The following is a 15,115-nucleotide window of genomic DNA, read 5'->3' as shown; positions in this document are numbered from 1 at the left end:
ATTTAGAAAATGAAAAAATTAGCAATTAAAACCCAAAATAAAGCTGGAAACGAGCCTAAATACAAAGAAAATTTAGGCTTGGTTTCAATCTTTATAAACTCCGAAGCATGGATTTCCATAGACCTGTTTGAAGGATTCGGCGATTCCTACAAGCAAAGAGAAATAGAGGAAATTGTTATTTCCGACAATGGAAACATTGTATTTAAAGGAAGTTTCGGAGAATTAATCCAAATTTTAAAACCTATATTATGACAAACAAGCAAATATTAGAACAGTATTTTAAGAGCATTTCTTTAAGCAATCTATTTTGGGATTTTTCTTACAATGGAAAGAATTACACCATTTCAGATTATATCCTGTCAAATGTTTTATTAAATACCTCTCATAAAAGCTGGGAGTTTGAAATTTTAGCACGTTCAAAAGTTGTTGAATGTATTTACCTCATTAGAAGTTATGATATGATAGGTTCCAGTTTTAAAACGTTTGAGAAACTAAATTTTGATAAAGTGGAAAAGATTAATGATGTTTTCATCTGTGAAAAGAATAATAAAACTGAAACTTGGAGCAGTGGAAGATATTATACTGTTTCAGAAGTACCGGAAGGTGAGAATTATAATAAAGCCTTTCTTCCTTATTTCGCAGATGTCAGAGAAGACACGAATATTCCGAAAGAATTGAAAAGAAAAGGATTAAAACCAAAGACGTATAAGAACTGTCAATTAATGACAAAAAAGAACGGTGGTTATTATTCTTTCTACAGCCACACTCAAAAGAAAGAACTATTAATCGCATTGAATTCCCACATTTATGATCCAATAAACAAGTAATAATATCTTATTATGGCGACAAGAACATATAAAACAGAAACTCTATTAAAAAGATTAGAAAATTACGATCAAAAATATTATGAAGCCATATGCAAACCGTCAAACATTGGCTTTGGTTATGGGATGCGGGCTTATCACGCTTTAAAAGTACAAAATCCACCGGAATGGAAAATTCGCAGTAAGGCGGAAGCGGTAGCAGAAGAACTTCGAAAAAGAGGAGTAAAATTTACTACTCTTTTTCTAAAGCTGTCAAATTAACGGTTAAGTCAATTGCTGTCGTAGCAATATTTGAATTGATATATAGTCCTATTAAAATTACAATTTTCGCACTCTGAAACTGATAATCTGCAAATGGTACATCTGTCCTACTTTGCTTTGGATATGAAAAAATCCAAATCTTTACTTTTCTCTGGCCATGAGCTGTTTTCATATTGCAAAAGTATAAATCAGGCTTCTGCTCAAAAAAATCTTTTTGGGTTTCTCGAAAAATTCTTTTTCGCTCTGCTCCGATAATTTTCCCAGACACTCCTTAAAATCCTCCGGACAAAAAGATTTCGGAGCCTCCATTCTATTCTATCATTCCGGTTTTGTGCTGAAACCGGATTTCTATCGTCAGTGGGCAAAGAAAAAACAGCACACCGGCTAGATGAAAAAAGCATTGCGTTCTTTGACATTTCCACAACTAAAATACAAGCCGATGTCTACCAAAAATGAATATTAACAATTTAAAATTTCAGATTATGAAAAACCCAAACATTTCAGCCAATGAATACTACAATCATTTTACAGGTACAGAATCCTACTACTCTTACCTTTTAGGCTTATTATTAACTGATGGCGTCAAAACCATTGCAGATGAAGAACAATGTTATTGGTTCTTAGACTGTATTGCCTCTTACCAATTTGAAGAAAAATTTAAACAAGAAGAATTCCAGGTGTGGAAAATCAAAAGAATTCAAGATACCAAATTCAAACTTACCGCAACTGACGGGAACAATAATGTCCTCACTTCACAAGATATCCCATTTTCAGATTTCTTCTTTGATGAATTAACCATTTGGAAAGAAACGAATGTCTTACTGCTCCCAAGCGAACATTAGTCTCAAAAATACCTCACGATGTATAGGCAATCGTATTTTTTAATCCTAAATAATAACAATATGAATAAAGCAACATTTGAATGGAAAATAGAAATAGAATTTTGGTTTGTCTATCATGAGGACTTAGATAAACTGTCTATTGAGGAAAGAGAACTACTGGAAAAACAGGCAAAGGAAAGCATTTTTCATTTTATCGCAAAAGACGGCTATACTGCCGGAGAACTCTGCGAAAGTATAGATGACAGAGAATTTTACGGATGGTGGAAATACAGAATTACAAACAAATAATCACATTATCATGGGAACTTACACTATTATTTATCTCAAAAAACAGGATCAGGCCAAAGAGATCAACGAATTTCTAAAGGAAAAATATAAACTCAACTATGAAAGCTATAATGAAGTCGATTACGGTGTTTTCTTTACTCAGGAAATGTTCGACGAAGATCTTAGGTTTATGAATGAAGATCAGGAAGGAATGGCTAATCTTCCACATTATCAACGCCCTATTTCCAGAGAAACATACTATTTGCTACTATTTGGAGCCAACAACTGTTTCGGAGATATCGGCACAGCATGTATTAAAATCTCCTGCATTGCTGAAAAAGATGTAGAAACTATTAAAACCTTACAGGAATTTTCCAAAACTTCTGAGTTTAAGAGATATATCAATTTCAGAAAGTCAAAAAATCTTCAACGGTTACTGCATACCAGATTATAATTTTCTTTTTTTAAAGCAATTGGAGTCTATCTGATTGCTTTTTTGTTCTGGCTGTTTCCTGTTTTCTGTTAGCAAAATTAGAAATCTGCACTTCAGAAAAAAAATCTTTTTGGGTTTCTAAAAAAATTCTTTTCGCTCTGCTCCAATAATTTTCCCAGACACTCCTGAATTCTACGAACAAAAAGATTTCAGAGCCTTCATTCCATTTCTTTCATTTTGGTTTTGTCTGAATGCAGTTTCCTTTAGCCATAAAGCAAAAGAAAACAACAAGAAACAGTCAGAACAATTTAAAATCAAACATTATGAAAGCTTTAACTAAAAAAACAAATTCAAAAACACAGGTTTCTACGTCTAAAGAAGACAAATTTATTTCCAAGATCCTTGAAAACCTTGATAAGGTAAATGCCAAAGATTGGGAACAGTATGCTAATGTACCCTTTCAGCATCCTAAAAATCTCTTTACCAAAAAAGAATATCAGGGTTTCAATACCTTCGCATTATATATAGATATGCTTGTTAACAAATTCAAAACATCCTGCTATGCGACATTCAGATCCATATCTAAAGCTGGTGGAAAGTTGAAAAAAGGAGCAAAAGGAACTGTCATTGAATTTTTCAGCTATGTTTTTAAACATAAGGAAACAGGACAAATTTTCACCTCTGAACAGTTTTCCACAATGTCTTCAGCTGAAAGAGAAAACCTTACCAAAATTATCTGCATACGGAACTATACCGTTTTTAATTCTGAATTAATCGAAAATTTGGAAGAAATCAACATCAATATTGATCCTGAAGATGAAAATCATGAATTGGATTTCCAGGAGCAAATCAATTGTGAGAATTTCATCACAAAATTAATTACATCCGGAAATCTGAAACTTACCCATGCAAGGCTAAACGTAGCGTGCTATGCGCCCATACAGGATTATATTGCTATTCCTGAAAAGAAATTCTTTATCTCAGAAGACAGATATTATGCTACCTTATTTCATGAAATCATTCACTGGACAGGCCACGAAAGCCGACTGAACAGAAATTTGAAAGGACATTATGATGTTACACGTTATTCCTTTGAAGAACTGATAGCCGAAATGGGAAGTATGCTAATCTGCTTACAATTTGGAATCACTTCGGAATTTATTAATTCTGTGCGTTATTTAAAAAGCTGGTCTGTAAATAATTCAGAGAACAGGACTGAAAATATCAAAAAAGCCTTTGTCTTATCCAAAAAAGCAAAGAAATATCTGGAACAATTTTGATTCCGAATAATAAAAAATCGAGGCTGCCTTTCGGCAGCCTCTGTATTATCGTCCAAAATTTTTTTAATTAAATATCTTCCTTACAAACCTCTTTAAAGGAGCTTTGAAAATATTCCAGCCAACGACGATAACAAGTAGGGCAAGAGAAATCTTTCTTGCGTCATTATTGTCAGAAATTGTTCCTATGAAAGAAAACAAAAATATATAAAATGCGATAGCACCATAAATCACAAATTTTATGATCCTTTTCATAATCATATTGTTATTAGAGATTTGGATGATAAAGATAAATAATTTTTTTATTAGTTGTTATAGTATTTTTAATTGTTTTAATAGGTAAAAAATATTATTTTTGCTTTTATTCACTAAATTAATCTTATATAAATATGGAAGAAAGTAAAAATGGCAATATGATTACTGACATCATAAGACGAAACCATTATGTAGAACAATTTTTCAAATACAATGATATTCATGTAAATCTTCTTGGAGATATCAATAATCCTCTCATTGTAACTGAATATAATATTGTATTGAGCTGTTTTGTCAGTAATTTTAACCTGATTTTTAAGGATAATTCGTTTGAGGGCAAAGAAATATTTACCATCAAACTAAAAAAGGAAGCCCTAAATATTCAAGATCGGCTGGATATGTGGATAAAATCTGCTACCCACAGAAAAATCTACTTGTTTACCTCCGAAGACGGGCTATACTATTGCAAATATATAAAAGTATACAATCACATATTTCCGTTATTGAGTCCTGCCAAAGAGTTGGCTTACTATGTATTTCAGAGACAAAAAGCCATAGAGGTGGTACAGAAACTGAAAAAAAGCAATATAGACCTTTCTATTGTCTATTGATCTAAAAAACATTTAAATGCACTTTTGCATTCATGTTTTTACTCTACTTTTGTGAATAATATTTTGTTGCCGTTTGGGCAAGTTGGCTAATTAAAATAAGTAGTGATGTGCGCAAAAAAAGCAGTCAAGAAAACTAAAAACCTGTTAATTAAAACGGATAAAATCTTAATTGATAATTTTAAAGTATATAGCTTTACCTATTATAAAGATAATGGGCTCTTATCATTATTCTCTTTCCGCCATTATTTAGCACTGGCTCTTTTGAATATTGAGCAGGATTTTAAGGATAGATATGGAAGTATATCTTTTCCCAACGAACAGTATCTGATCTTCTATAAAAAAAGGGGAACCAAGATAACCCAGGTCAAGGAAGAAAGAACTTTGGAAAGTATCAATTTTTTACTTCCGGTCGAATTTTCTGAATTGTATTATAGTCTGATGCATACCTATTATATTAATGAGAAATCCGATTCATCAAGTTATTCCATTTCCTTATTTTTTGAATTTATTGTCTCTTTCGTAAGCAATAATAAAATGAACTTTCTGCCTGTCGAATTATAATATAATTCAACATTTGTACTTTTCGTATTTATAGTATAGGTTTAAATAATTCCATATTTATATAATACAGTATTTATACAAACATATTTGTGAGTAATAATATTTTGCAATAAAAATATAAACCTGTGAATATATGATTACAGCATTAATGAAATATATACTGATTTAATTCTGTAATTCAATAATTACGCATTTATATAATTACACTATTGAACTATTATATAACTGTATAATTTCAATAAATCAAACAGTAATTGCATAATTATACAATTAATTCAAATTTGTTTACTATTGTTTGTGTTTTTTTGAAGGTGCAAGATGTCCTTTTGGACGTCCATTTTTATGAAAAATGACCGTAAAAGAGTATCCTGCCTTTTTACAAAAGGATTTGAATCACTCGGAACTCATGATTTAACTGAGCAAGATTTTAGATTGTGCAGGAAAAGCATTCTTTGGAATTGACCAGATAATGAATACAAATATATTTTCAGGCAGACTTTATACTAGCCTGAGATTTTAGGCTAGCCTGCAATTCTGCTTTTCTCTTTCTTATAAAATCGGTAGGGCGTATTCCATTAATTTCATAAAAAAGGCTTGAAAAATTTTGCCTCGAAGCAATTCCACATTCTTCAGAAAGGCTTTCTATTTTGTAATCGAGATATTTTTTTTCATCAAAAAGGAGCTGCGTTATATATTCAATCCTCAGTTCGCTCAAATATTTAGTAAAGTTCTTTCCTTTGTATTCGTTAATAACATAAGAAAGATATTTATCATTGGTATTAAACTGCTGAGCTAATTTGTAAATAGTAAGCCCTTTTTGAGTGAATCTCTTTTTATCTTCAAATGCTTGAAGCTTGTGTAAAAGTTCTTCTATTTTATCTTTAGCGATCTCGTATTTTTTACCATCTTCGATCCTTACATTAATAACTGGTTTTGAAGTCTCTTTTTTTATTGTCATGAGTTTATTTTCCAATGCTACGTACTGCCGACGGATTTTCTTTTCTCGCCTATAACGAATACTTAAGGCAATAACAAGGCTGGAGGCGAGGACCATTAATCCACTATTGATAAGGTTTCCTTTGGAATTTGCTTTTTCAAGTTTCATTTTTGCCTCCTGTAAAGTACGGGTATCAAATTCTTTATGAATTTTATCTATGAGATAAACATAATCTTCACCAAGGATTTCATCTATTTTCAATAACTGGCTCATGTAATAGAGCTGTTGCTTTTCTTTATTTTGTTGTTGATAATATTTGATTAATAATTCATAATTTTCCCGGAGTTCAGGTAAAATAAAATGGTAATTTTGGAAAATTGAATCTACCTTACGAAAATTATCTATTGCTTCCTTAGTCTTACCCTGTGCTAAAAAGGATTTTCCCATATAAAAATAAATGATGGGTTCCCAGCTGATATCTGAATTTTTTCTGATTTCAGGAAGTGACAGGCTAAGTTCTATTAGAGCCTGCGCATAATTTTTCTTTCGATAACTTGCAATCCCTTTACACTTCAGGAAATAACTGTGTTCCAGTAATAAATCATTATCAATAGAAGTATGCCTCAATCCCATTTCGGTCAAAGAATCTGATATTTTATAATTTTTTAAATTCCTGTGGCAGACGGCCATTTGATGAAGAGTGTTATAATAGCCTTTGGTAATATTATATATTTCATTAGGGTGCATTTCTGCCCCGAGTTTAGATTTAAAAAAAATCCGGCATTTTTCAAATAGAGTTAAAGCATTCTCATAATAACCTAAATAGCTTTTCACAACACCTATATGGTACAAGATTTTATGTTTAAAGTATTCATCCTTAGAGTGCTTAGAATATTCAAAAGCCATCATATATTCATCCAATGCCTTTTTAAACTTCTTATAATTATAGTAATAAACAACACCTTTACCTAGATGGGCAACACTTATCAGATCATTATTCCCTGAAGATTTAGCAGCAAAAATAGTACTGTCCGCATACATCAGTTTCTGTTCTTTTGTAACGGAATACATTACTGCATCTTTATAACCCTGGAATAGTCTCTGATAATTCTTTTCCCGTTTAGCTTTTGCTATATATAAATTAATATGAGGCAGCGCTCTTATGTCACTATCCAGATAGTTTTCATACTTCTTACGAAGTTGCACATATTCATTGAAGTCACTTTTTTGAGAAAAAACAACTGCAAAACACAAAAATAAGATAACAAAGTAAACTTTTTTGTCCATTAACGTTGATGTGAGGTGGGTGAAAGACTGTCAAAATTACATAAAATATATCATTTCTTTTTTATGGAAACCAATTTGAAACACTTAAACCTTAATTACTTGCATTCTAGTAATATATATCTATTTATTGATGTTATTTTTCCCGAATTAGCACGTCGCGTTTCCCGAAAGGCGCCCATAAATTCTTTTTCCATCGAAGAAGACCTTATAATTTCGAAAACAGAATTCTAATAAATATTTCAATCCGGCCGGAGATAACTTTTAAATAACAAAATTAATGAAAGAGTTAATCTCAATTTTAACGATTATTCTGTTGCTTATCTCCGCTCAATCATGTAGAGGAGAAGATATTACAGATGAACCATTTTATCCTGAAACAAAAAACAAAACAAGAAGCACTTCACAAAGTAAGAAAATGGACAGTATTACAATTCCAAAAAGTACGGAACAAGACCCTTCACTCGATAATGGTGAAAACGAACCTCCTCCCAAAGACGGGATCAGGTGGAGAGTAAAACAATAATATAAGCTTACAAAATTATAACGATAAGAAATTAATTTTTCAAAATGGAACTTATACACTCTAATCAATCATTTTAGCCAACATAAAGTAACCTGAAAATGCTATTCGGGTTACTTTTATTTTTTTCTTGATGTAAAAACGACTTACAGAATATAAGCGCAACAGCTCGTATTGTTACATTTTGAAATCAGTTCTTTTAACCTAATATTCATGTATACCTAACAAAATGCATATCTATCAGCTTGCCATCATTGATCAAAAACTAAAAGAAGCAATGGCTAAATTTTCATTGCTTCCGGCTCATACTTCTATTTTTGATGCCGCTCTTTTTGAACAGCTTTTGGATGATAGCAGGGTTCTAATAAAAACATATATTTCGTTACTGAAATCATTACAAATTTTACCTAAAGAAAATCACTACTATAAAGGACATTCTCTAATAAAGCATACTGTCAACGGAGCTGAAGCTGATGGGACTATTGATCCGGATTATCTCACAGTGATCCAAAATCTTGTTTTGCCGCATTTGGTTGGCAATTCCTCTGATAAAAAACAAATATTTCCAATCCATATTCACTTCACAACAAGTACAGAAGTTTATTTATTTTCGGGCATTGGCCTATATAAGCAGGATGAATCAAGAGTATACAGCTTATTGCATGAAATGTCAATGCCTGTGAATTATATAAGTTATGCTTCCCATGCAAAATGCAATTACCTTTTGTCAATATTTTATACAGAGGAGTATAATGAAAGACAAAGCATTCATACCTTATATCCCCGGTATAACATAAGCTACCTACAGTTTAGGAAGGATTGCAAAATCTGCCTGGGAACCACCTTCTACAATTTTTATATGAAAATGAAAATGCTGGATGTACTTGATGATATTATGCTGACCAATCTATCACTAAAGGAAATTGCTCATAAAAATAATTTTTCCAGCTACATCGCAATGCACCAGTTATTTAAAAGAAAATACAATTTCCCATTATACATAATTCCAAGAATATTAAATGGATCAAACTGACAATTTTTCGATAAGTGTCATTTTTTACTATGTTTTTGTCATTTTTTATTATGTTTTTTACAAATTATACAATAGTATAATTATATAATTTACAGAACTTTACACCATTAACTAATCACCATAAAATTAACATGAAGAAAAAGTTCTCTTATCATTTCCCTGGTATTGTAGCCTATTTTTTTGTATTGCTTTTTGTATATGCAGCATTAAGCAAGCTGTTAGATTTTGAGGCTTTTCAGGTACAGTTAGCACAATCTCCTTTATTAAGCGCATATGCCGGATTTATATCTTATGCAGTTATTATTGTTGAGCTCATCATAGCAGCATTATTATGCATTAACAGTACACGGTTACCAGGGCTCTATGCATCATTCGGACTGATGGTGAGCTTTACCGTATATATTTACCTGATACTGAATTTTAGTGATTTTGTACCCTGTTCATGTGGGGGAATCCTGGAAAAGCTGGGATGGACGGAACATATGATCTTTAATGTAGCTTGTATTGCGCTTGCCTTGGGAGCTATTATTATTTTGGAAAGGCAAAGAGGTACGAATCGGCAACGTTATCTTATTCTCTCCGGAACCATTGGAGTGATAAGCTGCGGACTGGTGATTTTTTTGTTCATCAGCTCGGAACATATCATGAAGACAGAGAATAATTTTACCCGGCGTTTTCTTCAGTATCCAATGGAAGAGGATAAAAAAATGGATCTTGGAGCGAATTCTTATTATTTCGCAGGAGCCGCTGATGATAAGATCTATTTGGGAAATTATACAACACCCCTCATTTTAACAACAATTGATACAGCCTTGGTAACAAGAACATCATTCACCTCAGTAATAGACAGCCATAACCATTCATTCCGGTCAATACAAATGCAGGTTCAAAAGCCTTACTATTATATTTATGATGGCAATGTCCCTGTTATCTACAGAGGTGAACTCGGCAAACAAAATGCTAAAACGATCAGCTATAAGGATGCCTACTTCAACCAGATCATTCCTTTGGATTCTGCACGTTTTGCCATCAGGACACAAAGTAGCGAAACACAAAATCGTGTATTGGGTATTTTGGATCTTCAGCGAAAATCAAAGGTGAAGCTGTATTCAGAAGTGCTGGAAAAACAAAAGGACGGGATTTTCGATTCAGATGGCAAAATGATCCGTGACCCTGCAACTGGTAAAATTTTGTATACCTATTTCTATCGCAACCAGTTCATGGAAATGGATCATGAACTGACTGTACTGAGAAAGCTTCATACGATTGACACCGTTACCAGGGCACAAATACAGGTAACGCAACTGAAAGACGGACAGCACAAAATGAGTGCGCCGCCATTAACAGTGAATAAAGATATGGTCGCATATCGCAAGCTCTTGTTTAACGAATCTAATCTAATGGGAAAGCATGAATCCCGAAAAGCCTGGAAGCAAGCAGCTATTGTAGATGTGTACCGTACCGACCAGCAGGAATATGTGGGAAGTTTTTATGTCTTCAACCGCGGGAAGGATAAAATGTCCCAGATGCTGGTGACTGATAAGTATTTCTATATCCTTATCGGCAATGAAATTGTCAGGTATCGGTTATATCCGTCCCTTACCCGGCATTTCAGCACAGGGAAAGCCGAAAACCTGTAAAAAGAGTAGGCATAACATCAAAATCTTTTTATATGAAAAAGTTTATTTTGCCTGTAGTTGTTTTTCTAACAGGCGCAGGAGGAGCATTTGCATCCACCGTATCTAAAACCGCAGATTCAACAATGGTTCCTGGCCACAGGTTTGATCCATCTGCATCGGAAGTGAAATGTATCGAAGTTGCCCAGTGCAGCACCATCGAAGGTGCAGAATGTACCTGGAACTCCGAAGTACTGAAAGAAAAGATCAATGACACTGCGTGCGGAGCACCATTGTACCGAGTTAACTAAAAATCTGAAGGGTGTCATAAGCACCCTTCTTTTATTTATTGCTAATCCAAGTCACATTTTTACTATCTTTCAGATAAAAACCAAACCAATCCAGTATTTTAGAAGTAAGGTCAGTCTTAGAAGCCTCTTGCCACATAGCATGCCCATCATCAGGATAAAACAGCGCCACCACCTTTTTTTTACTCCTTTTTAAAGCATTGTAAAATGTCCGGGTTTCTTCCCAGTTTACATTCTTATCCTGCATACCGCACCATAAAAGTATGGGTGAAGTCACCCAATCGGCATGATACAGTGGATTATTCCTGAAATAAAGGTTCTTATCCTGTGAAAAGGATTTTCCCATCCTATACTGCCCGGATTCATACCGCCAGAATTCCGGCATATGGTAACTTTCACTAAAAGTATGATAAACATGTACGATGTCAGCATTGGCTGTTCCGGAAACATAGGCTTTGAACAGAGTTGAATGGGTAGCAATAAAATTGGTCTGATACCCTCCAAATGACTGCCCCATAAGTCCAACTTTTAAGGAATCAATAGAAGTGTTTTTCAGTACCGCTTTCATGGCTGCTTCTACAGATTGTAGCGCAGAAATTCCCGGGCCTTCCGAACCATAAGCGATATCCGGCAGAAAGACAAAATATCCCTTTTCCTGTAATAACCTTACATTAAAGCCTAAGCTGTTTTTATAAGTTGGCCGCCAGTAACGGGAGCTCAGATAGTGCTGAGCCTCATAAATATGCACCACCATCGGATATATTACCGAAGGATTATAATCTATTGGGTAATACAGCAGCCCCTTCAGGGGAATACTTCCCGGTCCGGTATAGTCAATAATGTCCATCCTTGCTTTTGAAATCTTAGTATCTTGCGTATTGCTTTGATAGATCACATCATTTTTTCCATTTTTAGCAACAACAATCTGAGGGGGCATATTGTAGTTTTCCCGTATATAAGCAAAGGTGCTGCAAGAGGGATTATACAAAAGGGAACTGGCTCTGCCATCGGTAAGAGAAATGGCGGTATAGTTTTTATTCCCATACAATCTCTGATACCCGAACTGATTATTCATTACATTCCGGTATTCTACCATGAACGGACGGTTATCATCAATCACCGAGCGGTAAAAATTGTAATTGGATAAGAGCGATTCCCTTTCTCCGCCCATGACATGGTATTGGAATCCTTTGGTCGTTGTGGTTAATGGTTTATAGCTTCCTTTCTGTATATTGTAATACCAGAGAGCATCATTCCCACCAAAAACAATTCCTTTACCATCACGGGTAAAGTAAGGTTGCTCTACTCCATTTTTTGAGATAAGGATTGTTTTTCCATCAGAAATCCTATATAATTTCCATTGGTTATTTTTGGGGTAGAAAAGATATTCTCCCTTTGCAGAGACGTATAATTCAGTACCCACGGTATCTACCTTTACGGAAGTATTGCTTATCCGGTCGTATACAGAAATCAGCAGAGGAGATGTTTTTCGAGTATAATCTTTAAGCTCCCGGGGATTAAAAGCCAGGAAATACCGCTCGTTATGTAGGGGAATGATTTTTTGAAATCCACTGCTGTCATTCAGGTTTTCAAGCTGCCCCGATTCAGGTTCCCAGAGATAATACGTTTCCTGAAATTGTGGTAAAAATTTCTCTTCAAGATTTTTATCATCACCGTACCAAATCTCGGGTGACGATTTCTTTGTCTCTGTCCTATTTTTGATAGCGTTAAGAAAAAATAATTTTTCCTTCCCAATTCCTTTTATCGTAACATGATAGAACAAAAGGCTATCGTCTAAAGGATAGCTTTTAAAGTCCTTAAGGCTTATAGATACCATTTTCATATATCCGGTCGTAAGGTCTTTTTCAAGGCTGATCAGACTTTCTCCATCAGATGCAGTGTAAATACTCTCAATTAGCCTGTTAGTCTGATAGAACAACCGTTTAGCAGAACCAGAAAACTTGAAAATACTGTACTCTTTGTCTTTTTTATCTCCGTTTGTTTCCTTCTGCACCGCATAGAGCTCGGAATTCCTATCTATTAGGTAAGTCGTAACACCTTCCAAAACCCGTAAAAGGTTTCCCTCTGCTGTATACCATGCCAGGGAATTCTTTTGCGAGGAATCAGACCATAACAAAAATTCTTTGCCGTTTTTAAGAACTTCAATTTTTTTTATTTGATTAAAAACTTTACCATTAGCAAAAATATTACCTTCACTATCTTTCTCCTGTGCTTTTCCCTTTTTCTGCACTCCTAAGCTCAGATTTTCTGCCTTGCCTTGTTTATCCAACAGCAATACCCTATTATCAATAAGAAACTGTAGTTCCGAAACGTGGGTTCTTTTAAAGACAATGGATTCGGGGACATCTGTTCTTAAGATCATCAAAGTGTCTTGCCCAGAGTCCATGATTTTTTTTACAGCCAACCATTTTCCGTCTGCTGATATTTTGAGCAACTGGATTTCATAGGATTCTGAGGAGAGCTTCTGAAGATGGCTAGCATCCTTTATTTTGAGATCCTGCGCTGGGAATAAGGGCAGCGGTACAGGCATCCACCTGAACCCGTACAACAAAAGCAGCGTTATAAGCATCATGAGCAAACGATAGGCTGTTTTCATCAGTATCCTTGGTTTTGTGGGTTAAGGTTAGCATTCAGCAGCAGCTCTTTTTGTGGAAGAGGCCATGCTGTATGGTAGCTTTTCCAGTTAGGCTTTATAGTAGCCAAATCACCAAGGCGGTCAAACCGTTTTAAGGCCATGAACCTTTGTCCCATTTCTGCAAAAAACTCTCTTCTGACCTCTAGTAGTAATTCCTGAAGAAAAGCATCTTTGGACCAGGTTCCGGTAAGTGGTGCCGTTCCGGCTCTTTGCCTGATAGCATTGAGGTATGAAAGTGCTTCTGTTACCCTGTTTTGCCGGGCTAAAGCCTCCGCCATGATGAAATAAGCTTCTTCAAGCCTGAAAATAATGGAATACTCATCAGTATTCCCTGAAAGGTTTTTGTATTTAGCAGCTCGATACCATGTATTCTGAGAAACGGTAACAGGAGTCATCCATGCCTGCTTTCTCAGGTCAGAACCACTGAAACTATTGATCAGGCTTGTGCTAAGCGCATAAGCATTGGGAGCTGCCCCTGAGAAGTAATAAAGGGAAGCCTCTTTGGTGGAATCCCCGGAGTTGAGCGGTTTTAGCTGCCACAGAATATGCTTTCCTCCTTTCTTAAAAACTTTTGTAATATCCTGTTCTAATTGATAAAGAGGATTTTGGATGATATTTCCGGCTAACTGCTCTGCCAGTACCCATTTCTGCTCCAGAAGATATACTTTGGCCAGCAACAGTTCAGCTACCTTTTTATTGGGATAAATCCTCTCTGCATTACGGTAGGTATCCGAAAGCAGGCTGATGGCAAGATTCAGGTCTGCCTCTAATTTTTGTAATAATGCCTCTCCGGAAAGCTTTGACAAATGACTGTTGATTTGATAGTCAGTTGTTTCCGTATAAGGGATTTCCTGATAGATCTGCTGCAAATACAAATAAATAAGGCTTCGTACCAGAAGGGCTTCCCCTTTAATCCTGTTTTTATCTTCTGCTGCCAGCGATAAAGAATTGCTTACTCCTATTATAATGGAATTGGCAGCATAAATTTGCTGATATGCTGTATTCCATGTTTTTTCGATCATGGGGTTGGTTGGGATCTGCTGGTTCTGATACAGTTCCAGTGCCCCGCTGTTATTATTTACATAGTAGCAGTCCAGATCATCTGTATAGGTTCCCAAAAGAGCTCCTGTTCCATCACTCCCACCGGAAATAAGCGAAGAGGTGAATAATCCCGAATATAGTCCCGATAAAGCGGCATTGGCACTTTGCAGGTCTTCAAATACCTGCTCAGTCCCGATCTGGCTATCCGGATCATCTGCTTCCACCAACTTTTCGCACGAAACTGCTGTGAGCAAAAGGAAAAGAAGGATGAAAGGTATTTTTATAGCAGAAAAAGGTATCAGGAGCCTATCTATACCCTCAATATTGATAACAGATCGGACAATAGGTATAGTACGGAGATTGATATTATATTTTTTCATTTTCTT

Annotated in this window: 17 protein-coding genes; 13 read left to right on the top strand and 4 right to left on the bottom strand. The window is 34.9% G+C overall.

Annotated elements, in window-relative coordinates:
* Positions 1 to 9: 9 nt before the first annotated feature.
* From DRF65_RS20785 to DRF65_RS20750, 7 genes are all read left to right on the top strand, one after another.
* Positions 10 to 252: a hypothetical protein gene (locus tag DRF65_RS20785; protein WP_115972663.1), complete on the top strand. Its 243-nt coding sequence runs from the start codon at positions 10 to 12 to the stop codon at positions 250 to 252.
* Positions 249 to 827: a hypothetical protein gene (locus DRF65_RS20780; protein WP_115972662.1), complete on the top strand. Its 579-nt coding sequence runs from the start codon at positions 249 to 251 to the stop codon at positions 825 to 827. Before DRF65_RS20785 ends, DRF65_RS20780 begins: the two co-directional genes overlap by 4 nt.
* A 12-nt stretch (positions 828 to 839) precedes the next feature.
* Positions 840 to 1,085: a hypothetical protein gene (locus DRF65_RS20775; protein ID WP_115972661.1), complete on the top strand. Its 246-nt coding sequence runs from the start codon at positions 840 to 842 to the stop codon at positions 1,083 to 1,085.
* 482 nt (positions 1,086 to 1,567) lie between these two features.
* Positions 1,568 to 1,927 carry a DUF6876 family protein gene (locus DRF65_RS20765; RefSeq protein ID WP_115972695.1) on the top strand — a complete coding sequence of 120 codons (360 nt, stop codon included), beginning with the start codon at positions 1,568 to 1,570 and terminating at the stop codon, positions 1,925 to 1,927.
* A 60-nt stretch (positions 1,928 to 1,987) separates the two neighbouring features.
* Positions 1,988 to 2,215: a hypothetical protein gene (locus DRF65_RS20760; protein ID WP_115972659.1), complete on the top strand. Its 228-nt coding sequence runs from the start codon at positions 1,988 to 1,990 to the stop codon at positions 2,213 to 2,215.
* Positions 2,166 to 2,648 carry a hypothetical protein gene (locus tag DRF65_RS20755; RefSeq protein ID WP_228438850.1) on the top strand — a complete coding sequence of 161 codons (483 nt, stop codon included), beginning with the start codon at positions 2,166 to 2,168 and terminating at the stop codon, positions 2,646 to 2,648. Before DRF65_RS20760 ends, DRF65_RS20755 begins: the two co-directional genes overlap by 50 nt.
* Positions 2,649 to 2,950: 302 nt before the next feature.
* Positions 2,951 to 3,907, top strand: coding sequence for a zincin-like metallopeptidase domain-containing protein (locus DRF65_RS20750; protein ID WP_165852283.1), 957 nt, complete (start codon positions 2,951 to 2,953; stop codon positions 3,905 to 3,907).
* A gap of 63 nt (positions 3,908 to 3,970) precedes the next feature.
* Here DRF65_RS20750 and DRF65_RS20745 read toward each other — a convergent pair whose 3' ends face one another.
* Positions 3,971 to 4,159, bottom strand: coding sequence for a hypothetical protein (locus tag DRF65_RS20745; RefSeq protein WP_123947409.1), 189 nt, complete (start codon positions 4,157 to 4,159; stop codon positions 3,971 to 3,973).
* A 134-nt stretch (positions 4,160 to 4,293) separates the two neighbouring features.
* Here DRF65_RS20745 and DRF65_RS20740 point away from each other — a divergent pair, with 134 nt between their 5' ends.
* Positions 4,294 to 4,770 carry a hypothetical protein gene (locus DRF65_RS20740; protein ID WP_115972656.1) on the top strand — a complete coding sequence of 159 codons (477 nt, stop codon included), beginning with the start codon at positions 4,294 to 4,296 and terminating at the stop codon, positions 4,768 to 4,770.
* A gap of 105 nt (positions 4,771 to 4,875) precedes the next feature.
* Positions 4,876 to 5,331, top strand: a complete 456-nt coding sequence (locus DRF65_RS20735) for a hypothetical protein (protein ID WP_115972655.1) — start codon at positions 4,876 to 4,878, stop codon at positions 5,329 to 5,331.
* Positions 5,332 to 5,818: 487 nt separating this feature from the next.
* Here the strand turns inward: DRF65_RS20735 and DRF65_RS20730 are convergent, their stop codons facing one another.
* Positions 5,819 to 7,555 (bottom strand): helix-turn-helix domain-containing protein, encoded by a 1,737-nt coding sequence (locus tag DRF65_RS20730; protein ID WP_115972654.1) that lies wholly within the window; start codon positions 7,553 to 7,555, stop codon positions 5,819 to 5,821.
* Positions 7,556 to 7,832: 277 nt separating this feature from the next.
* Here DRF65_RS20730 and DRF65_RS20725 point away from each other — a divergent pair, with 277 nt between their 5' ends.
* From DRF65_RS20725 to DRF65_RS20710, 4 genes are all read left to right on the top strand, one after another.
* Complete coding sequence (locus DRF65_RS20725; RefSeq protein WP_115972653.1) at positions 7,833 to 8,078, top strand: hypothetical protein; 246 nt, start codon at positions 7,833 to 7,835, stop codon at positions 8,076 to 8,078.
* Positions 8,079 to 8,304: 226 nt separating this feature from the next.
* On the top strand, positions 8,305 to 9,108 hold the full coding sequence (locus tag DRF65_RS20720) for a helix-turn-helix transcriptional regulator (RefSeq protein ID WP_115972652.1): 804 nt from the start codon (positions 8,305 to 8,307) through the stop codon (positions 9,106 to 9,108).
* Positions 9,109 to 9,239: 131 nt separating this feature from the next.
* Positions 9,240 to 10,748, top strand: coding sequence for a DoxX family protein (locus DRF65_RS20715; protein ID WP_115972651.1), 1,509 nt, complete (start codon positions 9,240 to 9,242; stop codon positions 10,746 to 10,748).
* 32 nt (positions 10,749 to 10,780) lie between these two features.
* On the top strand, positions 10,781 to 11,035 hold the full coding sequence (locus DRF65_RS20710) for a DUF6520 family protein (RefSeq protein ID WP_115972650.1): 255 nt from the start codon (positions 10,781 to 10,783) through the stop codon (positions 11,033 to 11,035).
* Between the two features lie 31 nt (positions 11,036 to 11,066).
* Here DRF65_RS20710 and DRF65_RS20705 read toward each other — a convergent pair whose 3' ends face one another.
* Positions 11,067 to 13,649, bottom strand: coding sequence for an alpha/beta hydrolase family protein (locus tag DRF65_RS20705; RefSeq protein ID WP_115972649.1), 2,583 nt, complete (start codon positions 13,647 to 13,649; stop codon positions 11,067 to 11,069).
* Entirely contained in the window at positions 13,649 to 15,109 is a 1,461-nt protein-coding gene (locus tag DRF65_RS20700) for a RagB/SusD family nutrient uptake outer membrane protein (protein ID WP_115972648.1), read from the bottom strand. Before DRF65_RS20700 ends, DRF65_RS20705 begins: the two co-directional genes overlap by 1 nt.
* Between the last annotated feature and the right edge of the window lie 6 nt (positions 15,110 to 15,115).

The organism is Chryseobacterium pennae (assembly GCF_003385515.1).
Taxonomy (GTDB): Bacteria; Bacteroidota; Bacteroidia; order Flavobacteriales; family Weeksellaceae; genus Chryseobacterium; species Chryseobacterium pennae.
Note: the sequence above shows the minus strand (reverse complement) of the source record. Positions and strands in the feature narration are given on the sequence as shown.

Coding starts and splice junctions, on each gene's coding strand:
- DRF65_RS20745 (WP_123947409.1), bottom strand. CDS start 4,159: ATGAAAAGGATCATAAAATTTGTGATTTATGGTGCTATCGCATTTTAT.
- DRF65_RS20775 (WP_115972661.1), top strand. CDS start 840: ATGGCGACAAGAACATATAAAACAGAAACTCTATTAAAAAGATTAGAA.
- DRF65_RS20700 (WP_115972648.1), bottom strand. CDS start 15,109: ATGAAAAAATATAATATCAATCTCCGTACTATACCTATTGTCCGATCT.
- DRF65_RS20735 (WP_115972655.1), top strand. CDS start 4,876: ATGTGCGCAAAAAAAGCAGTCAAGAAAACTAAAAACCTGTTAATTAAA.
- DRF65_RS20750 (WP_165852283.1), top strand. CDS start 2,951: ATGAAAGCTTTAACTAAAAAAACAAATTCAAAAACACAGGTTTCTACG.
- DRF65_RS20780 (WP_115972662.1), top strand. CDS start 249: ATGACAAACAAGCAAATATTAGAACAGTATTTTAAGAGCATTTCTTTA.
- DRF65_RS20740 (WP_115972656.1), top strand. CDS start 4,294: ATGGAAGAAAGTAAAAATGGCAATATGATTACTGACATCATAAGACGA.
- DRF65_RS20705 (WP_115972649.1), bottom strand. CDS start 13,649: ATGAAAACAGCCTATCGTTTGCTCATGATGCTTATAACGCTGCTTTTG.
- DRF65_RS20715 (WP_115972651.1), top strand. CDS start 9,240: ATGAAGAAAAAGTTCTCTTATCATTTCCCTGGTATTGTAGCCTATTTT.
- DRF65_RS20765 (WP_115972695.1), top strand. CDS start 1,568: ATGAAAAACCCAAACATTTCAGCCAATGAATACTACAATCATTTTACA.
- DRF65_RS20720 (WP_115972652.1), top strand. CDS start 8,305: ATGCATATCTATCAGCTTGCCATCATTGATCAAAAACTAAAAGAAGCA.
- DRF65_RS20755 (WP_228438850.1), top strand. CDS start 2,166: ATGACAGAGAATTTTACGGATGGTGGAAATACAGAATTACAAACAAAT.
- DRF65_RS20785 (WP_115972663.1), top strand. CDS start 10: ATGAAAAAATTAGCAATTAAAACCCAAAATAAAGCTGGAAACGAGCCT.
- DRF65_RS20710 (WP_115972650.1), top strand. CDS start 10,781: ATGAAAAAGTTTATTTTGCCTGTAGTTGTTTTTCTAACAGGCGCAGGA.
- DRF65_RS20760 (WP_115972659.1), top strand. CDS start 1,988: ATGAATAAAGCAACATTTGAATGGAAAATAGAAATAGAATTTTGGTTT.
- DRF65_RS20730 (WP_115972654.1), bottom strand. CDS start 7,555: ATGGACAAAAAAGTTTACTTTGTTATCTTATTTTTGTGTTTTGCAGTT.
- DRF65_RS20725 (WP_115972653.1), top strand. CDS start 7,833: ATGAAAGAGTTAATCTCAATTTTAACGATTATTCTGTTGCTTATCTCC.